This is a genomic window from Streptomyces sp. NBC_00726, from assembly GCF_045161735.1.
Classification (GTDB): domain Bacteria; phylum Actinomycetota; class Actinomycetes; order Streptomycetales; family Streptomycetaceae; genus Streptomyces.
The window spans coordinates 581,003-604,654 of the sequence record NZ_CP108983.1; the positions used below are offsets into that span (position 1 = coordinate 581,003).

A 23,652-nucleotide genomic window follows, 5' to 3' on the forward strand; every position below is an offset into this window, starting at 1 on the left:
AGATCCGGACGGCGGAGAGGAACCCATGAGCGGCACCGAGCTTCCCGTGATCGCGGCGGTCGACGGCTCCTCGCACGGCTTCGACGCGCTGGACTGGGCGGCCCGTGAGGCGGTCGTACGGGGCTGGCCCCTGCTCATCGTGCATGTGCGGCAGCTGGCCCGGCGCACCGACCAGGAGGCGCAGGAGCGGGAGGCGGGCGAGCTGCTGGCGTCGGCCGTGCGCCGGGTGGCGCGGGTCGCTCCGGGGCTGCGGCCCACGACGCTCGCACCGCTCGACTTCCCGTCGGCGGCGCTGGTCTCGCTGAGCCGGGACGCCTCGCTGCTGGTGCTCGGCTCGCGGGGGCTCGGCGGCTTCCGGTCCCTGATGCTGGGGTCCAACAGCCTGGCGACGGCGTCCATGGCGAAGTGTCCCGTGGTGATCGTGCACGGCGGCCGGGACGACGAGGAGCCGGCCGGTGCGGGCGCGGGCGGGGTTTTCCCGGACATCGTCGCCGGGGTGGCCGCCGACGAGAGCAGCGAAGGGGTGCTGGACTTCGCCTTCGCGACGGCGGCGGCGCACCCGGGCGCCCGGCTGCGGATCGTGCACGGCTGGACGATGTTCTCGTCGATGCTGTCGGGCGGGCCGGTCTTCGACCGGGACGCGGCGGCGGACGCGGCCGAGCGGTCGCTGGCCGAGCTGACCGCCGGCCGGCGGGCCCGGTTTCCGCAGGTCGAGGTCATGAAGGAGCCGGTCAACGGTTCCGCGACACGCACGCTGGTCACCGCGTCCGCGACGGCCTCGCTGACCGTCGTCGGGCGGCGGCGGGGCGGTGAGTCGCTGGGCCTCGGGCTTTCGCCGGTGGCGCACACGACCCTCACACACGCGATGGGCCCGGTGGCCGTCGTCCCCTGCTGAGAGCCGGGCCGCGTCCGCTGCCGCACACTGGGCGGAGGACCGGGACCGGATGGCGGACGGACCTGTCGGCGGGCGGGGCGAGGAGGCGGACATGGGGTCGTGGGCCGGGTGGCGCGAGCGGGGCGCACGGGTGCTGGGCCGGACTCCGGGGCGGGTGGCCGCGGCGCTGGTGGCCGGTGCGCTGCCGGCCCTGGCCTTCCCCGCCCCCTCGCTGTGGTGGTTCGGCTATGTCTGCCTGGTGCCGCTGCTGTTGCTGATCCGGTCCGCCGGGACGGGGCGCGGGGCGGCGCGCGACGCGTGGCTGGGCGGCACGGGTTACATGATCGCCGTGCACCACTGGCTGATGCCGAGCCTGCATGTGTTCATCGTGCTCCTCGCGGCGCTGCTCGGTCTGCTGTGGGCGCCGTGGGGGCTGCTGGCGCACCGGCTGCTGCGGGGGCCGCTGAGCGGGTGGGCGGCGGTCGCGGCGGTGGTCGTGGTGCCGTGCGGCTGGCTGATGATCGAGCTGGTGCGGTCGTGGGAGGCGCTGGGCGGCCCGTGGGGGCTGCTGGGGGCGAGCCAGTGGCAGGTGGAACCGGCGCTCCGGCTGGCCTCGGTGGGCGGGGTGTGGCTGGTGAGCCTGCTGGTGGTGGCGGTGAACACGGCGGTGACCGTGCTGCTGGTGCACTCCGCCGCCCGGGCCGTCGCCGTCGTGTCACTCCTGGTGGGGGCGCTGGTGGCCGGTGCGGCCTGGATGTGGGCGCCGCAGCCCGAGCGGACGGGTACGGCCCGGGTGGCCGTCGTGCAGCCGGGGATCGTGAAGGGTCCGGGGAGCATTCAGCGCAGGTTCGCCCTCGGCGAGGAGCTGACGCGGCCGCTCGCCGGCAAGGGCGTCGACCTGGTGGTGTGGGGCGAGAGCAGCGTCGGTGTCGATCCGGTCCGGCGGCCGGACATCGCGGCCCGGCTGGCGGCGCTGTCGCGGGCGGTGGGCGCGGACGTCCTGGTCAATGTGGACGCCCGGCAGACCGATGCGGCGGGGCGCACCGGGATCTTCAAGAGCGCCGTGCTGGTCGGGCCGGACGGGCTCACCGGGGACCGGTACGACAAGATGCGGCTGGTGCCGTTCGGCGAGTACATCCCGGCCCGGTCGGCGCTCGGCTGGGCGACCTCGATGGGCCGGGCGGCGGGCGAGGACCGGCTGCGCGGCACGGGCCCGGTCACGATGCGGGTGCCCGGCGCGGACGGACTGCGCCTAGGCCCGCTGGTCTGCTTCGAGTCCGCGTTCCCGGACATGAGTCGGCGTCTGGTCCGGGACGGGGCGGGGCTGCTGATCGCCCAGTCGTCCACCTCGTCCTTCCAGCACGGCTGGGCCCCGGCCCAGCACGCCTCGCTGGGCGCGCTGCGGGCGGCGGAGAGCGGCCGCCCGATGGTGCACGCCACCCTCACGGGCGTGAGCGCGGTGTACGGCCCCGAGGGCGAGCCGGTCGGCCCCCGCCTCGGCACGGAGACCAGCGGCACCGCGGTCTACGGGGTGCCGCTGGCCCGGGGCGCGACGCTGTACGTACGGCTCGGCGACTGGGCGTTGTACGGGGCGCTGGGGGTGCTGGCCGTGTACTGCGCGTTCGAGGGCGTACGAGCGCTGCGCGGCCGGGGCCGTACGCGACCGGTGAAGGCGGCGGGGCCTAGGCCGCGTCCAGCTCCCTGAGGACGCGTTCGCACAGGTCGTGGGTTGCCAGGGCGTCGCGGGCGCTCAGGGGGTGGCCCTCGCGGACGGCGTCCAGGAAGGCCAGGACGGCCTGCTCGATGCCGCGCTGGCGGGCCACCGGGACCCAGTCGCCGCGCCGGCGCAGGCTCGGCTGGCCCTTGTGGTCGATGACCTCCGCGAGGTTGAGGACCTCGCGCTTGGAGTCCTGGCCGGAGACCTCCAGCCGCTCCTCGGCCGAGCCGCTGAGCCGGTTCATCGCGCCGATCGCGGTGAAGCCGTCACCGGAGAGCTGGAGGACCACGTGGTGCAGCAGGCCGTCCACGAGGCGGCCGCTCACCACGGTGCGCTCGACGGGTCCCGGGGCCAGGAAGCGCAGGGTGTCCACGACGTGGATGAAGTCGTCGTAGACCATGGTGCGGGGCTCCTCGGGGAGCCCGACCCGGTTCTTCTGCAAGAGGATCAGCTCACGCGGGTGCTCCGCGCACTGGGCGTAGCCCGGGGCCAGCCGGCGGTTGAAGCCGACGGCGAGGCCGGTCCCGCGCGCCTCGGCGAGCTCGACCAGGCGGGTGGACTCCTCCAGCGTGTACGCGAGCGGCTTGTCGACGTACGTGGCGACGCCCGCGTCGAGCAGCCGGCTCACGATCTCGGGGTGGGCGGCGGTCGCGGCGTGCACGAACGCGGCGTCGAGCCCCTGGGCGAGCAGCGCGTCCAGGTCCCGGTGGCACCGGTCCGCCGGGATGCGGTGGGCGGCGGCGACCTCAGCCAGGGTGGCCGGGGTGCGGGTCTGGAGGTGGAGTTCGATGCCCGGCAGGCTGCCGAGCACCGGCAGGTACGCCTTCCGTGCGATGTCCCCGAGCCCGATGCAGCCGACCTTCACAGGGTGTTCCTCTCGCTGGTCAGCGCCGTGTGCCGGGCGCCTCCTTCGTCGTCCCGGCAGCATACGTGGCGCCCTGGGGCCGCCGGCCGGCGATCCCGGCGGCCGGCGGGGCACGGCGCGCTGACCGGTGTCACTCGTGCGGGCGGATCGGGGGCGACGGGGGCGTGGACCGGTCACCGGCCCCGCAGAGTTGATCACGTGCAACGAACGAGAACCGCCGTCGAGCTCCTGGTCTGCCTCGCGGTCGCGGCCCTGTCCGGGTGCGTGTCCGTCCAGCCGCATCCGGTCGCCCCGCCGCGCCCCGGGGTCAGCCGGCCGGCCCACGACCTGGCCCCGCAGACCGCCGGGCCGCCGGTCCACGACACGCTGGAGGCCGTACCGAAGGCGAAGCCGTCCCGCGCGGCCTCGCCGTCCGCCGCGCACGCGCCGTCGCCGGGGCGGACGGCCGCGCCCCTCGGTGCACCGCGCCTCGCGCTGCCGCGGCGGCCCGCGCCCGCCCCGGACCTGCCGCTGCCGCGCCGGATCGCCCCGCCCCCTCCCGCGCCCGTCCTGCCGGCGCCCGGCGGCGGGTCCGGGGTGTGCGATCTGGGCAGGGGGTACGGCCACTGGCCGGCGGGCAGCCCGCAGTCCCGGATCTGTGACCGCGCCTACGGGCGGTGAGGCGGCGGCGCTCCGGAGCCGCCTGTCACCACTCGCGCAGCCGCCGTTCCAGCCGGCCGATCGCCGCCCGGACGCCGCCCCCGTATCCGTCGTCCGTGGCGTCGTCGGCCAGCACGGCCGAAGCCGCCCGGGCCCGGTCCAGGTGGTCCCGGGCGGCGCCCGGGCGCTGGAGCTTCAGATAGTCCGCGGCGAGGTTGAGGTGCAGCGACGGGTAGAAGGCGCGCATCGCCGGCGCGTCCCGGTCCTCGGCCGCCGCTTCGTCGGCCAGGGCGCGGGCGGCGGTCAGTGCGCGCAGGTCCCAGGCCAGTTCGTCGGCCGGGTCGTCCTGCGTATCGGCCATGTAGTGCGCCAGGGTGCACCGGTGCAGGGCGTCGCCCTCGTCGCCGATCTCGGACCAGAGCGCGGCGAAGCGGTTGCGGGCCTCCTCCCGGTCGCCCCCGTGCAGCAGCATGACCGCCTGGCCGATCCTGGTCATGAAGACGTCCTCCGACGCCTCCCGCTGCTCCGTCACCACGGCCTCCTCGCGCCCGTCCGCCCGGACCCGGCGGTCCGGCTTCCGACGCTAGCCGCCGGGACGGGCGGACGCGTGGAGGCTCGGGGAGGGCTCAGCCCAGGTCGGGGATGCGCCAGTCGATGGGCTGGTGGCCCTGCTGGGCGATGGCCTCGTTTATCCGGGTGAACGGACGGGAGCCGAAGAACTTCTTCGCCGACAGCGGCGAGGGGTGGGCGCCCTTCACCACCACATGGCGCTCGGTGTCGATCAGGGGGAGCTTCTTCTGCGCGTAATTGCCCCAGAGGACGAAGACCGCCGGGTCGGGGCGGGCGGCGACGGCCCGGATGACGGCGTCGGTGACCTTCTCCCAGCCCTTGCCCTTGTGCGAGTTGGCCTCGCCGGCGCGGACGGTGAGCACGGCGTTGAGCAGCAGGACGCCCTGCTCGGCCCACGGCATCAGATAGCCGTTGTCCGGGACGGGCAGGCCCAGCTCCTCCTTCATCTCCTTGTAGATGTTGCGCAGCGAGGGCGGGGTCTTCACGCCGGGCCGCACCGAGAAGCACAGGCCGTGGCCCTGGCCCTCGCCGTGGTACGGGTCCTGGCCGAGGACGAGGACCTTCACCTGGTCGTACGGGGTCGCTTCCAGGGCCGCGAACACCTGATCCCGGGGCGGGTAGACCGGTCCGGCGGAGCGCTGCTCCTCGACGAACTCGGTGAGCTCCTTGTAATACGGCTTCTGCAGCTCTTCGCCGAGGACGCCGCGCCAGGACTCGGGCAGCAGGTCGGTGTCGGTCACGTGAACAACCTCCGGTAAGCAATCCGTTCTTGCTCCCAGAACCTACCGGGCGCCACTGACAACGCGGCCCGGGCGGGCCACCGGGGCCCGCCCGCGCGCGGTGCTACCAGCTGGCCTTGCGGTACAGCTCCCACATCTGCATGACGGTCTGCGGGTCCAGGGCGCGCTCGCCGCCGCCGATGTCCTCGCCTGCCGCCACGTACAGCTTGCCCTGCCACAGCGGCAGCAGCCGCACGTCCTCCACCAGGATCTTCTGGGCCCGCTCGAACTCCCTGCCGACCGCGCCGCGGTCGCTCTGCTTGCGGGACTGGGGCAGCAGCTGCTTGGTGATCTCGTCCTGCGTGTACGGCATGCCCGTGACGCTGTTCTTGCCCACGAAGGGGGCGATGAAGTTGTCCGGGTCCGGGAAGTCCGGGAACCAGCCTCGGCCGAACACCGGGTACTCGCCCTTGGTGAAGCCCTCCTGGAAGGTCTTCCACGGCCGGTGCTTCAGGGTGATGCGGAAGAGCCCGGACGACTCCAGCTGGCGCTTGAGCTCATCGAACTCGGGCGCGGTCGAGGAGCCGTAGCGGTCGGTGGTGTACCAGAAGGTCATCGGGACGGGCGTGGTGATGTGCGCGTCGGCCAGGATCTGGCGGGCCTTGTCCTTGCTGGGGTTGCCGAAGGTGTCGAAGAAGGTGGTGGTGTGCGCGGCGATGCCCTTCGGGACCATCGAGTAGAGCGGTTCGGCCGTGCCCCGGTAGACCTTGGCGACGAGCGCGTCCCGGTCGACCAGCTGGGCGATCGCCCGCCGGACGGCCGGCTTCCCGGCGGCGGGGTCGTCCGGGTTGAAGACCAGGAAGCGGATGTCGGCGCCGGTGGACTCCACGATCTGGAGGTCGCCCTCGCCGTTGACGCTGCTGTCCTGGATGCTGACGACGTCCTCGGCGGACAGGCCGCGGTAGGTGGCGTCGATCTCGTTCTTCCGGAGCGCCTTCACCATGGCGCCGGAGTCCTTGAAGTACCGGATGGTCACGGCGTCGTTCTTGCGGTCGGCGAAGCCCTTGTAGTCGGGGTTCTTCACCAGTTCCGAGCGGTCGCCCTGCTTGTAGGAGTCCAGCAGGTAGGGGCCGGAGCCGGTGACCTTGCCGTCGTCGCGGATCTTGTGCTTCGAGTACGCGCTCGGCGCGACCAGGGACATGGCGGGGGTGGCCAGCACGAACGGGAAGGTGGCGTCGGGCTTCTTCAGGTTGAAGATGACGACGTCGTCGCCCTTGGTCTCGACCCGGTCGAGGGAGCCGAGCATGCCGACCGGGCCGCCCTTGACGGCGATCTCCGAGATCCGGTCGATCGAGTACTTCACAGCCGCCGCGTCCAGCTTGTCGCCGTTGGAGAACCTCAGCCCCTTGCGGAGCGTGCAGCGGTAGGCGGTGCTGGTGCGGTCGGTGAACCTGCACTCCTCGGCCGCGTCCGGCTCGGGCTTCGTACTGCCGGTGGGGAAGCTCACCAGGGTCTGGAACACGTTCCGCATCAGCTCCCAGGAGCCGTCCCACGCCGCCGCCGGGTCCAGGGTCGAAGGCTCACTGGTCGTCCCGACGGCGAGCTTCTGGTCCACGTCCGAGCCGCCGCCGGGCAACAGCCCGCAGCCGGCCAGCAAGGACAGGGACGCAAGGGCTGCAGCGGCTTGCAGACTGGCCCGGTAGAACACGTGCACGCTCCTCGATCAGCCATGGGTCGGCAGACGATACCGCAGCGCCCCACCGGGTCAATCCGCAGGCCCGGCGGGGCACTTGAGGCAATCGGGCCATATCGGCGCAGGCCGGATCAGCCGACTCCGGCATTAAGGAAAATGCCGCCGTCGACCACCAGGGTCTGACCCGTGATCCAGGCGGACTGGTCGGAGGTGAGGAAGGCTGCCGCGCCCCCGATGTCCTCCGGCACGCCGAGCCTGCCGAGCGGGTAGGCGGCGGCCGCCTCCTCCTCGCGGCCCTCGTACAGCGCCTGGGCGAACCGGGTCTTGACGACCGCCGGGGCGATCGTGTTGACCCGGACCACCGGCGCGAACTCGTGCGCCAGCTGGAGGGTCAGGTTGACCATGGCCGCCTTGCTCATCCCGTACGCGCCGATGAAGGGCGAGGCGGAGACACCGGCGACCGAGGCGATGTTGACGATCGCCCCGCCGTTCTCCTTCTGCCATGCCTTCCAGGTCTGCTGGGCGAAGCCGAGCGCCGAGACCACGTTGGTCTCGAAGACCTTGCGGGCGACGTTCAGGTCGAGCTCAGCGATCGACCCGAAGACCGGGTTGGTGCCGGCGTTGTTGACCAGGAAGTCGACCCTGCCGAACGCCTCCATGGTGCGCGCGACGGCCACCGCCTGGTGCGCCTCGTCGTGCGCCTTGCCGGCGACGCCGATGGCCCGGTCGGCGCCGAGCGTCTCGACGGCCTCCTTCAGGGCGTCCTCGTTGCGCCCGGTGATGCACACCCGGTCGCCACGCGCCACGAGCGCCTGCGCGATGCCGTAGCCGATGCCCCGGCTCGCACCGGTGATCAGTGCGACCTTGCCGCTGTCCTGCACAGTCATGATGTCCGCAGCCCTTCGGGTCAGTTGAGCGGTCCGCCGGCCACGTACATGACCTGGCCGGAGACGAAGCCGGCGGCGTCGCCCGCGAAGAAGGCGATGGCGTTGGCGATGTCGTCGGGGACGCCGACGCGCTGGACCGGGATCTGGGTGGCGGCGGCCGCCTGGAACTCCTCGAAGCCCATGCCGACGCGGGCCGCGGTCTGCGCGGTCATCTCGGTGACGATGAAGCCGGGCGCGACGGCGTTGGCGGTGATGCCGAACTTGCCGAGCTCCTTGGCGAGGGTCTTGGTGAAGCCCTGGAGGCCCGCCTTGACCGCCGCGTAGTTGGCCTGGCCGCGGTTGCCGAGCGCCGAGGAGGAGGACAGCGACACGATACGGCCGAACTTGGCGTCCACCATGTACTTCTGGACGGCCTTGGCCATCAGGAACGCGCCCTTGAGGTGCACGTTCATCACGGTGTCCCAGTCGGACTCGCTCATCTTGAAGAGGAGGTTGTCGCGGAGCACGCCCGCGTTGTTGACGAGGATCGTGGGGGCGCCGAGCTCGGCGGCGACCCGCGCGACGGCGGCCTCCACCTGGGCGCCGTCCGACACGTCGCAGCCGACGGCGAGGGCCTTGCCCCCGGCAGCGGTGATCTTCTCGACGGTGTCCTTGCAGGCCGCCTCGTCGAGGTCGAGTACGGCGACGGCGCGCCCCTCGGCCGCCAGACGTACCGCGGTGGCGGCACCGATGCCCCGGGCCGCTCCCGTCACGATGGCTACGCGCTGCTCGCTGGTCGACATGCTTGGCTCTCCTCGCCCTTGGATAGCGGCTCAGCGGACGTCGGGGGCTCCGGAGAGAAACCGCCCGATGACTGAGCAACCGCTTAGTACCTTCAGCAGACGAGACGCTAGAAGCCCTGGCACCCGGTGTCAACGGGCCACGGGCGCAGCGGCGCATGTCACACCCCGGCGGGGATCACCGCACCAGCAGGTCGAGCAGCCGCTCCACCTCGGCCTCGGGATCGGTGGTGAGGCCGCTGTGCACGGGCCCGGGCTGTACGACGGTGGAGCGTGGCGCGATCAGCCAGCGGAAGCGCCTGCCCGCGTCGTCGCCGGCGGCCTGGCCCGCGTCCGTACCGCCCCGGCAGACGCCTTCTACGGCGTGCAGCGCGGCCCGGACCCCGGTCACATCGGCGCCGGGGTCGAGCGCCTTCAGCTTGATCTCGTCCAGCTCGGTGCGGGCGGCCACGAAGCCCTTGGCGCGGCAGTAGACGACCACCCCGGCGTTGAAGCACTCCCCGCGCTGGACGCGGGGGACGACGCGCAGCAGCGCGTACTCGAAGACATCGCGCCCGCTCATGCCCGGCCGCCCTTCTCGCCGTCCACGGCGTGGCCGCGCGGGGCGAGCCGTTCGGTAATCCAGCCCGGGGCCTGGGACGGCCTGTCGGGGGTGGGCGCGTCCAGGACGATGCGCTCGTGGATGGTGGCCGCGCGGGCGGCCAGCGTGTCCACGTACGCCTGCCGCAGCTCGTCCGTCGAGCCGAAGCCCGGCTCGTCCACCAGCCACTCGTCGGGGACGTCGGCGGCGGCCTCGGCGAGCAGCTCGGGCGTCACCAGCGGGGCGAGCTCGGCGGCGGCCGACGCGAGGTCGGGACCGAAGGGGGCGAGGGCGTGGTCGGAGGCGTTGTACGGCTTGGCGGCGGACGCCGGGGCGCCGGGCCAGTTGTGGTGCCAGATCATGGTGGCGCCGTGGTCGATGAGCCAGAGGTCGCCGTGCCAGACGAGCATGTTGGGGTTGCGCCAGGACCGGTCGACGTTGTTGATCAGCGCGTCGAACCAGACGACGCGCCCGGCCTCGCGCGGGTCGACCTCGTAGGCGAGCGCGTCGAAGCCGAGCGAGCCGGGCAGGAAGTCCATCCCGAGGTTCAGACCGCCGCTGGCCTTCAGCAGCTCCTGCACCTCCTGATCGGGCTCGGCGAGCCCGATGACCGGGTCGAGCTGGATCCGCACGAGCTCGGGCACGCGCAGCCCGAGCCGCCGCCCGAGCTGCCCGCAGATCACCTCCGCGACGAGGGTCTTGCGGCCCTGCCCGGCTCCGGTGAACTTCGTGACGTACGTGCCGAGGTCGTCGGCCTCGACGATCCCGGGGAGCGAGCCACCTTCACGCAGGGGCGTGACATAGCGGGTCGCTACAACCTCTTGCAACACTTTCCCAGGCCACCCATCTCTTCAACCTCGCAATCCACGGACGGCTCCTCCGTGGCTGAAGAGAGCATAGTAACCGAGGGTGATCGAGGGGTGGGTGTACCGAAAAGGGCGGCTCCTCCCCCCTACAGCGTGTCATCCGATCGGACCCGCCCCGGCGGGGAACTGTGGGGGCATGACGACACAGCTCGGACTTCCGGAAGACATCCAGGCATGTCTGTTCGATCTCGACGGGGTGGTCACCAGGACGGCGGTGGTGCACGCCGCCGCCTGGAAGGCGACCTTCGACGCGTTCCTGCGCGAGCGTGACGGAGCGGACTTCCGCCCCTTCTCCGATTCCGACTACGACGAGTACGTCGACGGCCGCCCCCGGGCCGACGGCGTCCGCTCCTTCCTCGCCTCCCGCGGCATCGAACTGCCCGAGGGCGCCCCCGACGATCCACCGGACACACGGAGTGTGAACGGGGTCGGCAACCGCAAGAACGAGCTCCTCCTGGAGAAGATCCGTACCGACGGGGTGGAGCCGTACGAGGGCACGCTGCGCTACATCGACGCGGTCCGTGCCGCCGGGCTCGCCACCGCGATCGTCTCCTCCAGCGCCAACACCCGCGACGTGCTGCACTCCATCGCGGCCGAGCGGCTGTTCGACGTACGGATCGACGGCGTGGTGGCCCGGGAACGGAAACTGCCGGGCAAACCGCACCCCGACACCTTCCTGGCCGCCGCCCGGGACCTCGGCGTCGAGCCGTCCCGGGCCGCCGTCTTCGAGGACGCGCTGGCCGGCATGGACGCGGGCAGGTCCGGGCACTTCGGCTTCGTCGTCGGCGTCGACCGCGTCGGGCAGACCGACGCGCTGTACGCCCACGGCGCCGACCGCGTCGTCAAGGACCTCGCCGAACTCGGAGGCTGCGCGTGATCACCAACCGTACGTACACCGTGGAGCCCTGGCGCGTACGCGAGACGGCTCTCGACCTCGGTCTCCTGGCGCAGAGCGAATCCGTCTTCGCCCTGTCCAACGGGCATGTCGGCTGGCGCGGCAACCTCGACGAGGGCGAACCGCACGGCCTGCCCGGCAGCTACCTCAACGGGGTGTACGAACTGCACCCGCTGCCCTACGCCGAGGCGGGCTACGGCTACCCCGAGTCGGGCCAGACCGTCATCAACGTCACCAACGGCAAGCTGCTGCGGCTGCTCGTCGACGACGAACCCTTCGACCTGCGTTACGGGCGGCTCCGCAAACACGAGCGCACCCTGGACTTCAAGCGCGGGGTGCTGGAGCGGAGCTGCGAGTGGACCTCCCCAGCCGGTACGACCGTCCGGGTGCGTTCCACCCGCCTCGTCTCCCTCACCCAGCGCGCCATCGCCGCCGTGCAGTACGAGGTGGAGCCCGTCGACAGCCGGACCAGGGTGGTCATCCAGTCGGAGCTGGTCACCAACGAGAGCCTGCCCTCGTCCGACGGCGACCCCCGGACGGCCAAGGCGTTGCAGTCCCCGCTGGAGCCGGAGGAGGACCAGGCCGCCGGGTCGCGGCTGCGTCTGGTCCACCGCACCCGGCGCAGCGGCCTCAGGGTCGCCGTGGCCGCCGACCATGTCGTGGAAGCGCCCGGGGAGATCACCACCAGCAGCGAGAGCAACCCGGATGTCGCCCGCCTGACCATCACCTCCGTCCTGGACCCGGGACAGCGGCTGCGGGTGCAGAAGACCGTCGCCCACGGCTGGTCGGGGGCCCGTTCCCGGCCCGCGATGAGCGATCAGGTCGAGGCCGCGCTGGCTGCCGCCGCGCATGGCGGCTGGGACGAACTGGTGGCCCAGCAGCGGGCCTACCTCGACGACTTCTGGGCCCGTGCCGACGTCGAGGTGCACGGCGACGAGGAGATCCAGCAGGCCGTCCGCTTCGCCCTCTTCCATGTGCTCCAGGCCGGTGCCCGCGCGGAACAGCGGGCGATCCCGGCGAAGGGGCTGACCGGTTCCGGGTACGACGGCCACGCCTTCTGGGACACCGAGATGTTCGTGCTGCCCCTCCTCTCCTACACCGAGCCCAAGGCGGTCGCCGAGGCGCTGCGCTGGCGCCAGGCCACCCTGCCCGCCGCCCGGGACCGGGCCACCCAGCTCGGACTGCGCGGTGCCGCGTTCCCGTGGCGGACCATCGACGGCTCGGAGGGCTCCGCGTACTGGCCGGCCGGCACCGCCGCCTTCCACGTGGCCGCCGACATCGCGCACGCCGCGGTGCGCCACGCGGCGGTGACCGGCGACACCGACTTCGAACGCGAGACCGCCCTGGAGCTCCTGGTGGAAACGGCGCGGTTGTGGCGCTCGCTGGGCCATCACGACCCGCACGGCGTGTTCCACATCGACGGCGTCACGGGACCGGACGAGTACAGCGCCGTCGTGGACGACAACACGTACACCAACCTCATGGCCCGCTCCAATCTCCTCGCCGCGGCCGACGTGTGCGAACGCCACCCGGAGGAGGCGGCCCGGCTGGGTGTGAACGAGGAGGAGAGCGCCGCCTGGAGGGACGCCGCCGAGGCGGTGCACATCCCCTACAACGAGGAGATCGGCGTCCACGAGCAGCACGCCGGCTTCACCCACCACCAGCGCTGGGACTTCGCGAACACCCGCGCCGACCAGTACCCGCTGATGCTGCACTTCCCCTACTTCGACATCTACCGCAAGCAGGTGATCAAGCAGTCCGACCTCGTGCTCGCCATGTACACCTGCGGCACCTGGTTCGACGCCCACTGCGACGACGAGCAACTGGCCGCGAACTTCGCCTACTACGAGCCGCTGACCGTACGGGACTCGTCCCTGTCGGCGTGCTGCCAGGCCGTCGTCGCCGCCCGGACCGGGCATCTGCGGCTGGCCTACGACTACACCGCCGAGGCCGCGCTGATGGACCTGGCCGACCTGGAGCACAACACCCGCGACGGACTGCACATCGCCTCGCTGGCCGGTACGTGGATGGCGCTGGTCGCCGGATTCGGCGGCACCCGCCGGGACGGCGACAGCCTGCGCTTCGCGCCCCGGCTGCCCGAGAAGTTCAGCCGCCTGGCCTTCCGGCTCCAGTTCCGCGGCCGGTGCCTCCAGGTGGAGATCGGGCCCGGCAAGGCGACGTACTCGCTGCTGATCGGCGATCCCCTGACGATCCACCACCACGGCACGGAGGCGCACGTGAACGGTGAGGAGCCCGTCACCCTCCCGATCTCCCCGCCGGAGCGGCGGCCCACGCCCGAACAGCCACTGCACCGCCGTCCGGGCGACGCCGACCGGCCGGGCCCCGAGCAGGGGTGAGACGGGGGTGGACCGGACTCGACGTCGCGGCGCCGCCGTCGGTCGCTATACTTGCAATATTATGCAATTGGCTAGATTCGCATATGTGGCAGCGGGTGGAGCGGAGACGGGCGGCCCATGACGGAGAAATCGGCGGCGGACGAGCACGAGCGCTGGCTGGAGAAGGGCGTCGCGCTGCGGGCCTTCTTCTACATCTTCGGCACCCACCTGTTCGCGGGCTTCGTGTGGGTGCTCTTCTACGTGGGTCAGCACGCCCAGAAGTAGCGGCCTCGCGGCGGTGGTCACCGGGGGCGGGTGGCGTGCAGGTCGGCCAGCAGCTGGGCCTGGCCCTGGAGGACGCCGGAGAGGATGCCCCGGGCGACACGCAGAAGTTCGGCGAGGTCGGGGCTGGCCAGCCGGTAGTACACGTTGGAGCCCTCGCGGCGGGTGAGGACGAGATTGGCCTTGCGGAGCACGGCGAGCTGCTGGGACAGGCTGGCCGCCTCGATGCCCACCTCGGCGAGCATTTCCGCGACCGCGTGCTCGCGCTCGCTCAGCAGCTCCAGAACGCGGATGCGGGTCGGGTGGCCGAGGGTTTTGAAGAACTCCGCCTTGAGCTGGTAGAGGGGTGCCTGCGTACCGCCGGGTTCGCCCGCGTTGCCCGTCGCGCCCGTACCGCGCACCTCGTCCACCCCACGCTTCTCGTGCCGGGCGGCGTCTCCGCCCCGGTTCTGCACAGTGTTCGACCTCCACAATTGCAGATTCCTGCAACTTCCGGAGATCTCGGCCGCCTGCCGGGACACCGGTCCCGGGGCCCTTCACAGCGGAAGGGTGATCCAGATGCACTTGCCTCCCGCGTCCGCGTCGCCGCGTGTGACCGCGGTGCCGCCGAGTTCCGCCGTCGTCTCGACCACCGTGGCGAGTCCGCTGCCGGGCGCGACGGCCTCACCGGCGAGCGGGGGCCGGTACGGGTGCCGGTCGTGGACGCCGAACGCGAAGACGCCGGGTCCGTGCGCGTAGGTCACCGTGATCGCGGGGGTCAGCGCGGCGGCGTGCCGGACCGCGTTGGTGACGAGCTCCGAGAGGATCAGCAGGACCCTCCCGGTGCTCGGGTGGCGCAGGCCGACCCCGCACTCGACCAGCACCTCTTCGGCCGTCTCCCGGGCCACCCGCACCGCCGAACCCATCGCGGGCAGGGTGAGGACGTGCCGGAAGGGCATCGCCTGCGGTGGTACGCCCGTCATCGCAGCGCCTTCCCGGGGTGGTCCGCGGCCGGCAGCAGCCCGGCCCGTACAAGATGGTGGCGCGCCCCGGCGATCGCCTCCGGGGTGGTCGCGTAGGCGCGGCCCTCGTGGCTGAGGAGGTCGAGGGCCCCCACGGACCGCAGGGCCTGGCGCTGGCCGGGGCGGATGCCGGAGGCCATGACGACGATGCCGCGCCGGTTCAGCTTCTCCACCGCGTCCTTCAGCACAAGGGCGCCGGTCGCGTCCATCGTCGTCACGCGCGACATGCGCAGGATGACGACCCGGACGTCCGACACCTCGGAGAGTTCGAGGAGGAAGCGGTGGGCGGCCGCGAAGAACAGCGGTCCGTCGATCCGGTACGCGACGATGTGCTCGGCGAGCAGCGCGTGCTCCTCGTCGCCGTGCTCGCCAGGCAGGTCCGCGCGGAGGTCGACCCGCTCAAGACCGGCCTGGAGCGCGACGGCGCGCAGGGCGAGGGCGCCCGCGACGAGGAGCCCGATGATCACCGCGTACACGAGGTCGAGCACCAGGGTCGCCGTCGCGGTCAGCACCAGGACGACGGCGTCGGAGCGGGTGGCCCGGGCCATGGCGCGCAGCGCGCCGACCTCGACCATGCGGACCGCGGTCGCGAGCAGGACGCCCGCGAGCGCGGCGAGGGGGATCTTCGACACCAGCGGGGACGCGGCGAACACGATGACCGCGAGGACGGCGGCATGGCTGAGGGCGGCGAGCCGCGAGGAGGCCCCGGTGCGGACGTTGACCGCGGTACGGGCGATGGCGGCCGTCGCCGGGACGCCGCCGAAGAGCGGGGCGGCCAGGTTGGCCACGCCCTGGCCGAACAGTTCCTTGTCGGGGTCGTGCCGCTGACCCACCGTCATGCCGTCGGCCACCGTCGCCGACAGCAGGGACTCCAGCGCGGCCAGTGCGGCGACCGCCACGGCCGGGGCGATCAGCGCGCCGAGGGACGACGGGTCCAGGAAGGCGAGGGAGGGCGCGGGGAGCCCGGCCGGCAGTTCGCCGATGGGGGCCGCGCCCAGGTGGCCGAGCTGTGCGACCAGGGTGGCGGCGACGACCGCGACGATCGAGAACGGGATCGCGGGCCGCCACCGGGCACCCGCCAGCATCAGCGCGGCGACGCCCAGGGAGAGCCCGGCCGCGGTCCAGTCCGGCGCCCCGGCGAACGACTCCACGGCCCGCCAGGCCACCAGGAGCACCTTCTCCCCTTCGGGGGCGGGGACGCCGAGGGCGTTGGGCACCTGTTGCAGGCCGATCACACAGGCGATCCCGAGCGTGAAACCCTCGACCACCGGGGCCGGCACATAGCGCATGTAGCGCCCGGCCCGGAGCAGCGCCAGCGCGATCAGCAGGACGCCGGCCATCAGTCCGACGGTCAGGACGCCGCCGGGCCCGTACCGCGCCACGATCGGCACCAGGACCACGGTCATCGCGCCGGTGGGCCCGGACACCTGGAGGTTGGAGCCCCCGAACACGGCGGCCATGGCTCCGGCGACCACCGCCGTGGCCAGTCCGGCTTCCGCGCCGAGTCCCGAGGACACCCCGAAGCCCAGGGCGAGCGGAAGGGCGACGATCGCCACGGTCAGCCCGGCGAGCAGATCCCTGCGCGGATTCCGGGCCATCAGCCGGAAGTCGGCGCGGGCGGGCAGGACGGCGCGCACCCGGCGGGCCGCGCCGAGGAGAGCGGGATACAGCGGAACGAGCACGTCCCCTCCTCGGGCCTGATCCCCCGGTGGCCCGCGCACGCCAGGGCTGTGCGGACGGTCGCCCGCCCGCACAGCGCCTAAGGATGTATGTAATTGCAGATTATTGCAATTCGTTGATTGCCTCTCCGGCCCGTGTGTCCCCTCCGGCCTGTGTGTCCGTGGCGCCCTCAGTGCATGTACGTGGGGCGTTCCGCGCCGTGGTCAGCGCCTTCTCGAGCGCGCTCGTAGTAGAAGGTAGCGGTCCTGGCCGGTGGCGTCGTACAGCCGGGTGCAGCCGGTGAAGAGAAGACCTGGAGCGGCCGGTTCACGTCGTAGCCGCGGGCGTGGTCGAGCATCAACCGCCGCTTCTCGGCGAAGAGTCCGGGCTCATGGTGTGCGCTCCTCGACTCGTTGTCGGGCCGGTTATCGGGGCTGTCGCACGATGAGGCGCTGGAGGACGATGAAGGCCAGCAGGAGGACACCGATGACGATCTTGGTCCACCAGGAGCTGAGGGTGCCCTCGAAGGAGATCAGCGCCTGTACGGTGCCGAGGACCAGGACGCCCGCCGTGGAACCGGCGACATAGCCGGCCCCGCCGGCCAGCAGGGTGCCGCCGATGACCACGGCGGCGATGGCGTCCAGCTCCATGCCGACCGCGTGCAGCCCGTAGCCGGAGAGCATGTACAGCGCGAACAGCAGGCCGCCCAGGGCGGAGCAGAAGCCGCTCACCGCGTAGACGCCGACCTTGGCCCGTGTGGTGGGCAGGCCCATCAGCCGCGCCGAGGTCTCGCTGCCGCCGACCGCGTACACCGTGCGGCCGAAGCGGGTGAGGTGGAGGACGTACACCGCCGCCGCGACCACGGCCAGTGCGACGAACACGCTGTAGGTGACCGTGACATCGCCGGGGAGCACGACCGTACCGGTGGCGAAGTCGCGGAAGGACGTGTCGGTGATGGACACCGACTCGACGCTGATCAGGAAGCACAGACCCCGGGCCAGGAACATCCCCGCCAGCGTGACGATGAACGGCTGCACGTCGAAGTAGTGGATGACCAGGCCCATCAGCAGGCCGAGGACGGTCCCGGAGACCAGGACGGCGAGGACGGAGAGCAGCACCGGCCAGCCCGCCCGGAGGGTGGCCGCGGCGATCATGGTGGACAGCGCGGCGACGGCACCCACGGAGAGGTCGATGCCGCCGGTGAGGATGACGAAGGTCATGCCGACGGCCAGCACGATGAGGAAGGCGTTGTCGATGAAGAGGTTCGCGACGACCTGGCCGGAGGCGAAGTCCTGGTAGCGCACCGAGCCGATGCCGAAGGTCACCGCGAACACCACGACGGTGGCGACGACGGGCAGGAAGCGCTGGGGCAGGCGCGGTCGTACGGACGCGAGGGCGGAAGTGCTCATCAGGCGGCCACCTTCCGGGATCGGGGTGCGGTGGCGGGCGGCTTGCGCCGGCCGCCGATGATCCGCGCCGTGCGCGGGGACTGGAGCAGGCATACGGTGATCACCACGACCGCCTTGAACAGCAGGGTGACGTTGGTGGGCACACCGATGGAGTAGACGGTCGTCGTCAGCGTCTGGATGACGAGCGCTCCGACGAGGGTGCCGCCCAGGGAGTAGCGGCCGCCGGCGAGCGAGGTGCCGCCGATGACGACCGCGAGGATGGCGTCCATCTCGATCCACAGACCGGCGTTGTTGGCGTCGGCGGCGCTGACGTTTGAGCTGATCATCAGCCCGGCCACACCGGCGCAGAACGCGGCGAAGACGTACACGGTCCAGGTGATCGTTCGCGAGCGGACCCCGGCGAGCTTGCTGGCCTCGGGGTTGGCGCCCACCGCTTCGATCAGCATGCCGAGCGCGGTGCGCCGGGTCAGCAGGGCGACGCCGCCGAGGACCGCGAGGCTGATCAGGATCGCGATCGGCAGGACGAGGAAGCCCGCGCCGATCTGCCGGTACGCGGAGCTTTCGACGGTGACGATCTGGCCCTCCGTGAGCAGCATCGCGCCGCCGCGGCCGGCCGTCATCAGGACGAGGGTCGCGATGATCGGCTGGATGCCGAGGACGGAGACCAGGAAGCCGTTCCACAGGCCGAGCAGCACGCACACGGCCAGGGCGAGGAGGAGGGCGGTCGGCATGTCCCCTCCGTCGGCGATCCAGGTGCAGCCGATCGCGCCGGCGATCGCGGCGACCGCGCCCACGGAGAGGTCGATGCCCCGGGTGGCGATGACCAGGGTCATGCCCACGGCGATGAGCATGGTCGGGGCGCCGTTGCGGAGGATGTCCACCAGGCTGCCGTACAAGTGGCCGTCCTGGATGCGCAGTTCGAGGAAGGAATGGGTGAAGACGACATTGAGCAGGAGCAGGCCGGCCAGGGCGGCGAGCGGCCAGAGCAGACGTCCGCGGATCACGAGGCCACCGCCGCAGCCGTGTGGGCGCCGGCCGCGATGGCCGACATGACGGCGTCCACTGAGACGTCACCGCCGGACAGCTCGGCCACCTTGTGCCGGTCCCGCAGGACCACGACCCGGTCGGACACCCGTACCACCTCCTCCAGTTCGGCGGAGATGAACAGCACCGCCATGCCCTCGGCCGCGAGTTCCGCGACCACCTTCTGAATCTGCGCCTTGGCGCCGACGTCGATGCCCCGGGTGGGCTCGTCCAGGATGAGGAGCCGGGGCCGGGTCACCAGCCACCGGGCCAGCAGCACCTTCTGCTGGTTGCCGCCCGACAGATTGCCCATCACCGCCTCGGGGTCGGCCGGCCGGATGTCCAGCCGCTCGATGTACTCGGCGACCATCGCCTCGGCGGTGCGCCGGGGCACCGGCCGCGCCCAGCCCCGGGCCGCCTGGGTGGCGAGGATCAGGTTGTCGCGCACGCTCAGATCGGCGACGACGCCCTCGGCCTTGCGGTCCTCGGAGCAGAAGGCGACCCCCTTGGCGATGAGGGAGCGCGGGCCCCGGGCCCGGACCGGCTCGCCGCCGACCGAGAGAGTGCCCTTGTCGGCGCGGTCGGCGCCGCACAGCAGCCGCGCGAGTTCGGTCCGGCCGGACCCCAGCAGCCCGGCGAGGCCGACGACCTCGCCCTCGTGGATGTCCAGGTCGAACGGCTCGACCGCACCGGCCCGGCCGAGGCCGCGGGCGGCCAGGACCGGGGCGCTGCCCGGGGCCCGTGCCTCCGAGCGGCGCTCGACCTCGGACAGCACACCGAGCTCACGGCCGAGCATCGCCGACACCAGCGCCATGCGGTCGAGGTCCTTCGGCAGGTACTCCCCCACCAGCGTGCCGTTGCGCAGCACGGTCATCCGGTCCGACAGCTCGTAGACCTGGTCCAGGAAGTGCGAGACGAACAGGATCGCGACGCCCTCGTCCCGCAGTACGCGGACGATGCGGAACAGCTCCTCGACCTCGTCGCTGTCGAGACTGGAGGTCGGCTCGTCCAGGACCAGCACCCTGGCGTCCACCACCAGCGCGCGGGCGATGGCCACCAGCTGCTGTACGGCGATGGAATGGCTGCTCAGTACGGAGCCGGGGTCGATGGTCAGACCGATCCGGGCCAGGAGTCCGGTGGCACGGGCCCGCATGGCCCGGCCGTCGATGGCGCCCAGTCTGCGCGGTTCGTGGCCGAGCAGAATGTTCTCGGCCACCGACAGATTGGGGCAGAGGTTGACCTCCTGGTAGACGGTGCTGATCCCGGCGTCCTGCGCCTGGCCGGGGGTGGTGAACTCGACCGGCTCGCCGTGCAGCCGGATGGTGCCGGCCACCGGCCGGTGGACCCCGGTGAGGGCCTTGATCAGGGTGGACTTGCCCGCCCCGTTCTCACCCATGAGTGCGTGCACCTCACCGGGGAACAGGCGGAAGTCGACGCCCGCGAGCGCCTTGACGCCGGCGAACTCGACGGTGATACCGCGCATGTCGACGACCGGGCTGGCGCCGGCCGCTGGGGAATCGGTCATGACCCGTGCTTTCGTCAAGGGGGGAGCGGCCCCGCCACCCGTGCCGGTGGCGGGGCCGCGGCGCCTGTCAGTACTTCCGGTCCTTGAGGACCTCGGCCGCCTGCTCCGAGGTGAAGGCGGTCTCCTCGGTGACCACGCGCTCCGGGACCTTCTCGCCCTTGACGACCTTCCTCGCCAGGTCCATCAGCTGGTCGCCGAGGAGTGGGTTGCACTCCACGATGTAGTTGATCTCGCCGTCCGCGAGGGCCTGCATCCCGGCCTTGACCGCGTCCACGGTGATGATCCTGATGTCGGTGCCGGGCTTCTTGCCGGCCGCCTTGATCGCCTCGATGGCGCCGAGGCCCATGTCGTCGTTGTGGGAGTACACGACGTTGATGTCCGGGTGCGACTTCAGCAGCGCCTCCATGACCTGCTTGCCGCCCGCCCGGGTGAAGTCACCGCTCTGCGAGGCCACGATCTTGATGCCGGGTTTCCCGGCGATGGCCTCCTTGAAGCCCTTCTGCCGGTCGATGGCGGGTGCGGCGCCCGTGGTGCCCTGGATCTCCGCCACGTTGACCGGGCCGTCCGCGTTCTCGGTGAGCCACTTGCCGGCCTTGCGGCCCTCCTCCACGAAGTCGGAGCCGAGGAAGGTCTTGTACAGCGAGGTGTCCTCGGAGTCGACGGCCCGGTCGGTCAGGATCACCGGGATGTTCGCGCGCTTGGCCTCCAGCAGGACCGCGTCCCAGCCCGTCTCCACAACCGGGCTGAAGGCGATCACGTCGACCTTCTGCTGGATGTAGGAGCGGATGGCCTTGATCTGGTTCTCCTGCTTCTGCTGAGCGTCGGAGAACTTCAGCTCGATGCCGGCGCTCTTCGCCGACTCCCGTACCGACTTGGTGTTGGCGGTACGCCAGCCGCTCTCGGCGCCCACCTGGGCGAAGCCCATCACCAGCTTGTCGCCGCCGGAGCCCTTGGAGCCGCCGCCGTCGCCGCTCCCGCAGGCCGTCAGTGCGGCCAGTGCCAGCACGCAGCCGGCCATGGCAATTCTCTTGAACACAGCGTCGCCCTCCATCGTGAACCGTGCGTCCCTGCCGCCGACCCGTTTCGATCGGGGGTCACGGGCGTCAACAGTGAGCGCTAACATTTACCGCGTCAACCCCTGAGGGAACCACAATTCGGCATTGCGTCGGACTCGTTGCGAACAAGACTGTTAGCGCTCACTATGAGTCCGCGGGCCCGACCGGGACCGGTCTCGGCGGGGGCGGCGGGAGCCCGCCGCGAGGGGGCCGTACCTTGGCCGGGCGTAGATTGAACGTTCAATGCGGATCACCCGCGGCCACCGGCGGACAGCCGGGGCGGGGCGGTCACCGTCAGGAGGAGATGGGTGTGGAGGACGCCACGGTGACGAGCCCAGTGGTGCGGGAACCGGCGATGACCGATGTCGCACGGCTCGCGGGCGTGTCGCATCAGACGGTGTCCCGGGTACTCAACAGCCACCCCAACGTCCGCGAGCAGACCCGGCTGAGGGTGCTCGCGGCGGTGAAGGAGCTGGGCTACCGGCCCAACCGCGCGGCGCGCGCCCTGGTGACGGGCCGCTCCCAGCTCATCGGTGTGATCGCGCAGAACTCCACGCTGTACGGACCCTCCTCGCTCCTCGCCGCGTTCGAGATCGCCGCCGCCCGCCAGGGCTTCGCGGTCAGCGTGCACCGGGTGCCCGAGCTGGGGCAGTCCTCCATCACCGCCGCCGTCGAGCGCCACCGCGACGAGCGCGTGGCCGGGATCGTGGTCATCGCGCCCACCGCCTCGGCCGACGCCGCGCTGGCCGGGGTGCCCGCCGAGGTCCCCCTGGTCACCATCGACGGCGACCCGGAGCGCGGCGCGCCGATGGTGGCCGTCGACCAGGAGCAGGGCGCCTACGAGGCCACGAAGCACCTGCTGGAGGCGGGACACGAGACGGTGTGGCACATCTCGGGCCCGCCGGACTGGTTCGACGCGGCGGGCCGCATCCGCGGGTGGCGCCGGGCGCTCCAGGAGGCCGGGGCGGAGGTGCCCCCGGTCAGCACGGGCGACTGGTCCGCCGCCTCCGGATACCGGGCGGGGCAGATGCTGGCCCGGATGCCGGAGGTCACCGCGGTGTTCGCGGCCAACGACCATCAGGCCCTGGGCGCCCTGCGCGCCATGACCGAGCGAGGGCGTTCGGTCCCGGACCAGGTGAGCATCGTCGGGTTCGACGATGTGCCCGAGTCGGCGTTCTACTCGCCGCCGCTGACCACGGTGCGCCAGGACTTCGGCGCGGTCGCGACCACGACGCTGGACCTGCTGCTCGGGCTGATCAACGGTGCCGAGACGCAGGGCGCGCAGCCCGTCATCACCCCGGAGCTCGTCCGCCGGGAGAGCGTGCGGACGCCCGCCGGGCGCTGAAGGCTCACGCGGCCCCGGGGTGGTGAGCCGTTTATCGCGATCGGGCGACGCGCCCTCGGACGCCCGATCCGGCGTCGGACGGCACCGCCCCGTGCGCACCAGAGCGATGCGCACGGGCAAGCGCATCCAAAACCGTTCGGGATGCGCCCAGAACACATCAGTGGGTCCAGGACTCACTCATGCACACTGGCTAGGAACGGTTGCCGTAGTACGCGTCCGGGCCGTGTTTGCGGGTGAAGTGGCGGTCCAGCAGGTGTTGCGGGGGTGCCACCGTGCCCAGGGCGATGGTGTGCAGGGCCATCTCCGCGACCGCCTCGCAGATGATGGCGTGCTCCAGGGACTTGGTGGCGTCGGCGCCCCAGGTGAACGGGCCGTGATGGGCGACCAGGGCGCCGGGCACCTCCCCGGCCCGGGTGTCGTCGCGCGCCAGGAGGTCCACGATGACCTGGCCGGTGTTGTACTCGTAGTCCTTGGCGCACTGTTCGGGCGTGAGCGCGGCGGTGACCGGGACGGGCCCGTTGAAGGTGTCGGCGTGGGTGGTGCCGAGCACCGGGATCGGGCGCCCGGCCTGGGCGAAGGCGACCGCGTGGGTGGAGTGGGTGTGGGTCACCCCGCCGATCGAGGGGAAGGCCAGATAGAGGCTGCGGTGCGTCTCGGTGTCGGTGGACGGGCGCAGCCGGCCCTCCACGACGCTGCCGTCGGCCAGCGAGACGACGACGAGGTCGTCGGCGCCCAGCGCCTCGTAGGAGACCCCGGACGGTTTGATGACGAAGACGCCGGCCTCCCGGTCGACGCCGCTCACATTGCCCCAGGTGAGGGTGGCGAGCCCGGCGCGGGGGATGCGGAGGTTGGCTTCGAGCACTTCTCGGCGCAGCTCGTTCGATACGGTCCCGGCCACGGTGGGCTCCGTCCTGGTGGAGGTGTCGGCGGCGG

23 protein-coding genes are annotated in these 23,652 nt (G+C 72.0%); 7 read left to right on the plus strand and 16 right to left on the minus strand.

Annotated features, from left to right (window positions below; all coding sequences use genetic code 11):
* Positions 1 to 25 precede the first annotated feature (25 nt).
* The gene (locus OG338_RS02460; RefSeq protein WP_405935747.1) at positions 26 to 895 is read left to right on the plus strand and encodes a universal stress protein; all 870 of its coding nucleotides are present in this window, start codon (positions 26 to 28) and stop codon (positions 893 to 895) included.
* A 91-nt stretch (positions 896 to 986) separates the two neighbouring features.
* Positions 987 to 2,579 (plus strand): apolipoprotein N-acyltransferase, encoded by a 1,593-nt coding sequence (gene lnt / locus OG338_RS02465; protein WP_405940295.1) that lies wholly within the window; start codon positions 987 to 989, stop codon positions 2,577 to 2,579.
* Here lnt and OG338_RS02470 read toward each other — a convergent pair.
* A complete protein-coding gene (locus OG338_RS02470; RefSeq protein WP_405935748.1) occupies positions 2,557 to 3,456 on the minus strand; it encodes a Gfo/Idh/MocA family protein in 900 nt (299 codons plus the stop codon). The two genes, lnt and OG338_RS02470, sit on opposite strands and share 23 nt — an antisense overlap.
* A gap of 198 nt (positions 3,457 to 3,654) precedes the next feature.
* Between OG338_RS02470 and OG338_RS02475 the strand changes: the two genes are divergently transcribed.
* Positions 3,655 to 4,116, plus strand: a complete 462-nt coding sequence (locus tag OG338_RS02475; protein WP_405935749.1) for a hypothetical protein — start codon at positions 3,655 to 3,657, stop codon at positions 4,114 to 4,116.
* A gap of 25 nt (positions 4,117 to 4,141) precedes the next feature.
* On the opposite strand, the gene OG338_RS02480 is transcribed toward OG338_RS02475, so the two are convergent.
* The 7 genes from OG338_RS02480 to OG338_RS02510 all read right to left on the minus strand — a co-directional run bounded on the left by OG338_RS02480 (position 4,142) and on the right by OG338_RS02510 (position 10,153).
* Positions 4,142 to 4,627 (minus strand): hypothetical protein, encoded by a 486-nt coding sequence (locus OG338_RS02480; protein ID WP_405935750.1) that lies wholly within the window; start codon positions 4,625 to 4,627, stop codon positions 4,142 to 4,144.
* 94 nt (positions 4,628 to 4,721) lie between these two features.
* Complete coding sequence (locus tag OG338_RS02485; protein WP_405935751.1) at positions 4,722 to 5,405, minus strand: uracil-DNA glycosylase; 684 nt, start codon at positions 5,403 to 5,405, stop codon at positions 4,722 to 4,724.
* Between the two features lie 103 nt (positions 5,406 to 5,508).
* Positions 5,509 to 7,092, minus strand: a complete 1,584-nt coding sequence (locus OG338_RS02490) for an ABC transporter substrate-binding protein (protein ID WP_405935752.1) — start codon at positions 7,090 to 7,092, stop codon at positions 5,509 to 5,511.
* 116 nt (positions 7,093 to 7,208) lie between these two features.
* Positions 7,209 to 7,964, minus strand: a complete 756-nt coding sequence (locus OG338_RS02495; RefSeq protein ID WP_405935753.1) for an SDR family oxidoreductase — start codon at positions 7,962 to 7,964, stop codon at positions 7,209 to 7,211.
* A 20-nt stretch (positions 7,965 to 7,984) separates the two neighbouring features.
* Positions 7,985 to 8,746, minus strand: a complete 762-nt coding sequence (gene fabG, locus OG338_RS02500) for a 3-oxoacyl-ACP reductase FabG (RefSeq protein WP_405935754.1) — start codon at positions 8,744 to 8,746, stop codon at positions 7,985 to 7,987.
* A gap of 175 nt (positions 8,747 to 8,921) precedes the next feature.
* Entirely contained in the window at positions 8,922 to 9,305 is a 384-nt protein-coding gene (locus tag OG338_RS02505) for a DUF3037 domain-containing protein (protein ID WP_405935755.1), read from the minus strand.
* Positions 9,302 to 10,153: a HipA family kinase gene (locus tag OG338_RS02510; RefSeq protein WP_405935756.1), complete on the minus strand. Its 852-nt coding sequence runs from the start codon at positions 10,151 to 10,153 to the stop codon at positions 9,302 to 9,304. Before OG338_RS02510 ends, OG338_RS02505 begins: the two co-directional genes overlap by 4 nt.
* Positions 10,154 to 10,325: 172 nt before the next feature.
* Between OG338_RS02510 and OG338_RS02515 the strand changes: the two genes are divergently transcribed.
* The 3 genes from OG338_RS02515 (at position 10,326) to OG338_RS02525 (ending at position 13,705) form a co-directional block, all read left to right on the plus strand.
* Entirely contained in the window at positions 10,326 to 11,066 is a 741-nt protein-coding gene (locus OG338_RS02515; protein ID WP_405935757.1) for a beta-phosphoglucomutase family hydrolase, read from the plus strand.
* Positions 11,063 to 13,441 (plus strand): glycoside hydrolase family 65 protein, encoded by a 2,379-nt coding sequence (locus OG338_RS02520; RefSeq protein ID WP_405935758.1) that lies wholly within the window; start codon positions 11,063 to 11,065, stop codon positions 13,439 to 13,441. The genes OG338_RS02515 and OG338_RS02520 overlap by 4 nt, the downstream gene beginning before the upstream one ends.
* A gap of 117 nt (positions 13,442 to 13,558) precedes the next feature.
* Positions 13,559 to 13,705 carry a DUF6126 family protein gene (locus tag OG338_RS02525; RefSeq protein WP_393768549.1) on the plus strand — a complete coding sequence of 49 codons (147 nt, stop codon included), beginning with the start codon at positions 13,559 to 13,561 and terminating at the stop codon, positions 13,703 to 13,705.
* Positions 13,706 to 13,722: 17 nt separating this feature from the next.
* Here OG338_RS02525 and OG338_RS02530 read toward each other — a convergent pair whose 3' ends face one another.
* The 7 genes from OG338_RS02530 to OG338_RS02560 all read right to left on the minus strand — a co-directional run bounded on the left by OG338_RS02530 (position 13,723) and on the right by OG338_RS02560 (position 21,337).
* Positions 13,723 to 14,103, minus strand: coding sequence for a metalloregulator ArsR/SmtB family transcription factor (locus tag OG338_RS02530; protein WP_051083960.1), 381 nt, complete (start codon positions 14,101 to 14,103; stop codon positions 13,723 to 13,725).
* A 135-nt stretch (positions 14,104 to 14,238) separates the two neighbouring features.
* Positions 14,239 to 14,664: an ATP-binding protein gene (locus tag OG338_RS02535; RefSeq protein ID WP_405935759.1), complete on the minus strand. Its 426-nt coding sequence runs from the start codon at positions 14,662 to 14,664 to the stop codon at positions 14,239 to 14,241.
* Positions 14,661 to 16,301 carry a SulP family inorganic anion transporter gene (locus OG338_RS02540; protein ID WP_405940296.1) on the minus strand — a complete coding sequence of 547 codons (1,641 nt, stop codon included), beginning with the start codon at positions 16,299 to 16,301 and terminating at the stop codon, positions 14,661 to 14,663. The genes OG338_RS02535 and OG338_RS02540 overlap by 4 nt, the downstream gene beginning before the upstream one ends.
* Positions 16,302 to 16,787: 486 nt before the next feature.
* Positions 16,788 to 17,771 carry a galactofuranose ABC transporter, permease protein YjfF gene (yjfF, locus tag OG338_RS02545; RefSeq protein ID WP_405935760.1) on the minus strand — a complete coding sequence of 328 codons (984 nt, stop codon included), beginning with the start codon at positions 17,769 to 17,771 and terminating at the stop codon, positions 16,788 to 16,790.
* The gene (locus OG338_RS02550; protein WP_405935761.1) at positions 17,771 to 18,775 is read right to left on the minus strand and encodes an ABC transporter permease; all 1,005 of its coding nucleotides are present in this window, start codon (positions 18,773 to 18,775) and stop codon (positions 17,771 to 17,773) included. Before OG338_RS02550 ends, yjfF begins: the two co-directional genes overlap by 1 nt.
* Positions 18,772 to 20,319: a sugar ABC transporter ATP-binding protein gene (locus tag OG338_RS02555; protein WP_405935762.1), complete on the minus strand. Its 1,548-nt coding sequence runs from the start codon at positions 20,317 to 20,319 to the stop codon at positions 18,772 to 18,774. Before OG338_RS02555 ends, OG338_RS02550 begins: the two co-directional genes overlap by 4 nt.
* A 67-nt stretch (positions 20,320 to 20,386) precedes the next feature.
* A complete protein-coding gene (locus tag OG338_RS02560) occupies positions 20,387 to 21,337 on the minus strand; it encodes an ABC transporter substrate-binding protein (RefSeq protein WP_405940297.1) in 951 nt (316 codons plus the stop codon).
* A gap of 392 nt (positions 21,338 to 21,729) precedes the next feature.
* On the opposite strand from OG338_RS02560, the gene OG338_RS02565 reads away from it, so the two are divergent.
* Positions 21,730 to 22,719, plus strand: coding sequence for a LacI family DNA-binding transcriptional regulator (locus OG338_RS02565; RefSeq protein WP_405935763.1), 990 nt, complete (start codon positions 21,730 to 21,732; stop codon positions 22,717 to 22,719).
* A gap of 190 nt (positions 22,720 to 22,909) precedes the next feature.
* Here OG338_RS02565 and araD read toward each other — a convergent pair whose 3' ends face one another.
* The gene (gene araD, locus OG338_RS02570; protein WP_405935764.1) at positions 22,910 to 23,617 is read right to left on the minus strand and encodes an L-ribulose-5-phosphate 4-epimerase AraD; all 708 of its coding nucleotides are present in this window, start codon (positions 23,615 to 23,617) and stop codon (positions 22,910 to 22,912) included.
* Positions 23,618 to 23,652: the final 35 nt, after the last annotated feature.

What these genes read in the sequence shown, in the direction of transcription:
- OG338_RS02460 (WP_405935747.1), top strand. Translation starts at nt 26, where the DNA reads ATGAGCGGCACCGAGCTTCCCGTGATCGCGGCGGTCGACGGCTCCTCG.
- lnt (WP_405940295.1), top strand. Translation starts at nt 987, where the DNA reads ATGGGGTCGTGGGCCGGGTGGCGCGAGCGGGGCGCACGGGTGCTGGGC.
- OG338_RS02495 (WP_405935753.1), bottom strand. Translation starts at nt 7,964, where the DNA reads ATGACTGTGCAGGACAGCGGCAAGGTCGCACTGATCACCGGTGCGAGC.
- fabG (WP_405935754.1), bottom strand. Translation starts at nt 8,746, where the DNA reads ATGTCGACCAGCGAGCAGCGCGTAGCCATCGTGACGGGAGCGGCCCGG.
- OG338_RS02505 (WP_405935755.1), bottom strand. Translation starts at nt 9,305, where the DNA reads ATGAGCGGGCGCGATGTCTTCGAGTACGCGCTGCTGCGCGTCGTCCCC.
- OG338_RS02515 (WP_405935757.1), top strand. Translation starts at nt 10,326, where the DNA reads ATGACGACACAGCTCGGACTTCCGGAAGACATCCAGGCATGTCTGTTC.
- OG338_RS02525 (WP_393768549.1), top strand. Translation starts at nt 13,559, where the DNA reads ATGACGGAGAAATCGGCGGCGGACGAGCACGAGCGCTGGCTGGAGAAG.
- OG338_RS02535 (WP_405935759.1), bottom strand. Translation starts at nt 14,664, where the DNA reads ATGACGGGCGTACCACCGCAGGCGATGCCCTTCCGGCACGTCCTCACC.
- OG338_RS02540 (WP_405940296.1), bottom strand. Translation starts at nt 16,301, where the DNA reads ATGGCCCGGAATCCGCGCAGGGATCTGCTCGCCGGGCTGACCGTGGCG.
- yjfF (WP_405935760.1), bottom strand. Translation starts at nt 17,771, where the DNA reads ATGAGCACTTCCGCCCTCGCGTCCGTACGACCGCGCCTGCCCCAGCGC.
- OG338_RS02555 (WP_405935762.1), bottom strand. Translation starts at nt 20,319, where the DNA reads ATGACCGATTCCCCAGCGGCCGGCGCCAGCCCGGTCGTCGACATGCGC.
- OG338_RS02560 (WP_405940297.1), bottom strand. Translation starts at nt 21,337, where the DNA reads ATGGCCGGCTGCGTGCTGGCACTGGCCGCACTGACGGCCTGCGGGAGC.
- OG338_RS02565 (WP_405935763.1), top strand. Translation starts at nt 21,730, where the DNA reads ATGACCGATGTCGCACGGCTCGCGGGCGTGTCGCATCAGACGGTGTCC.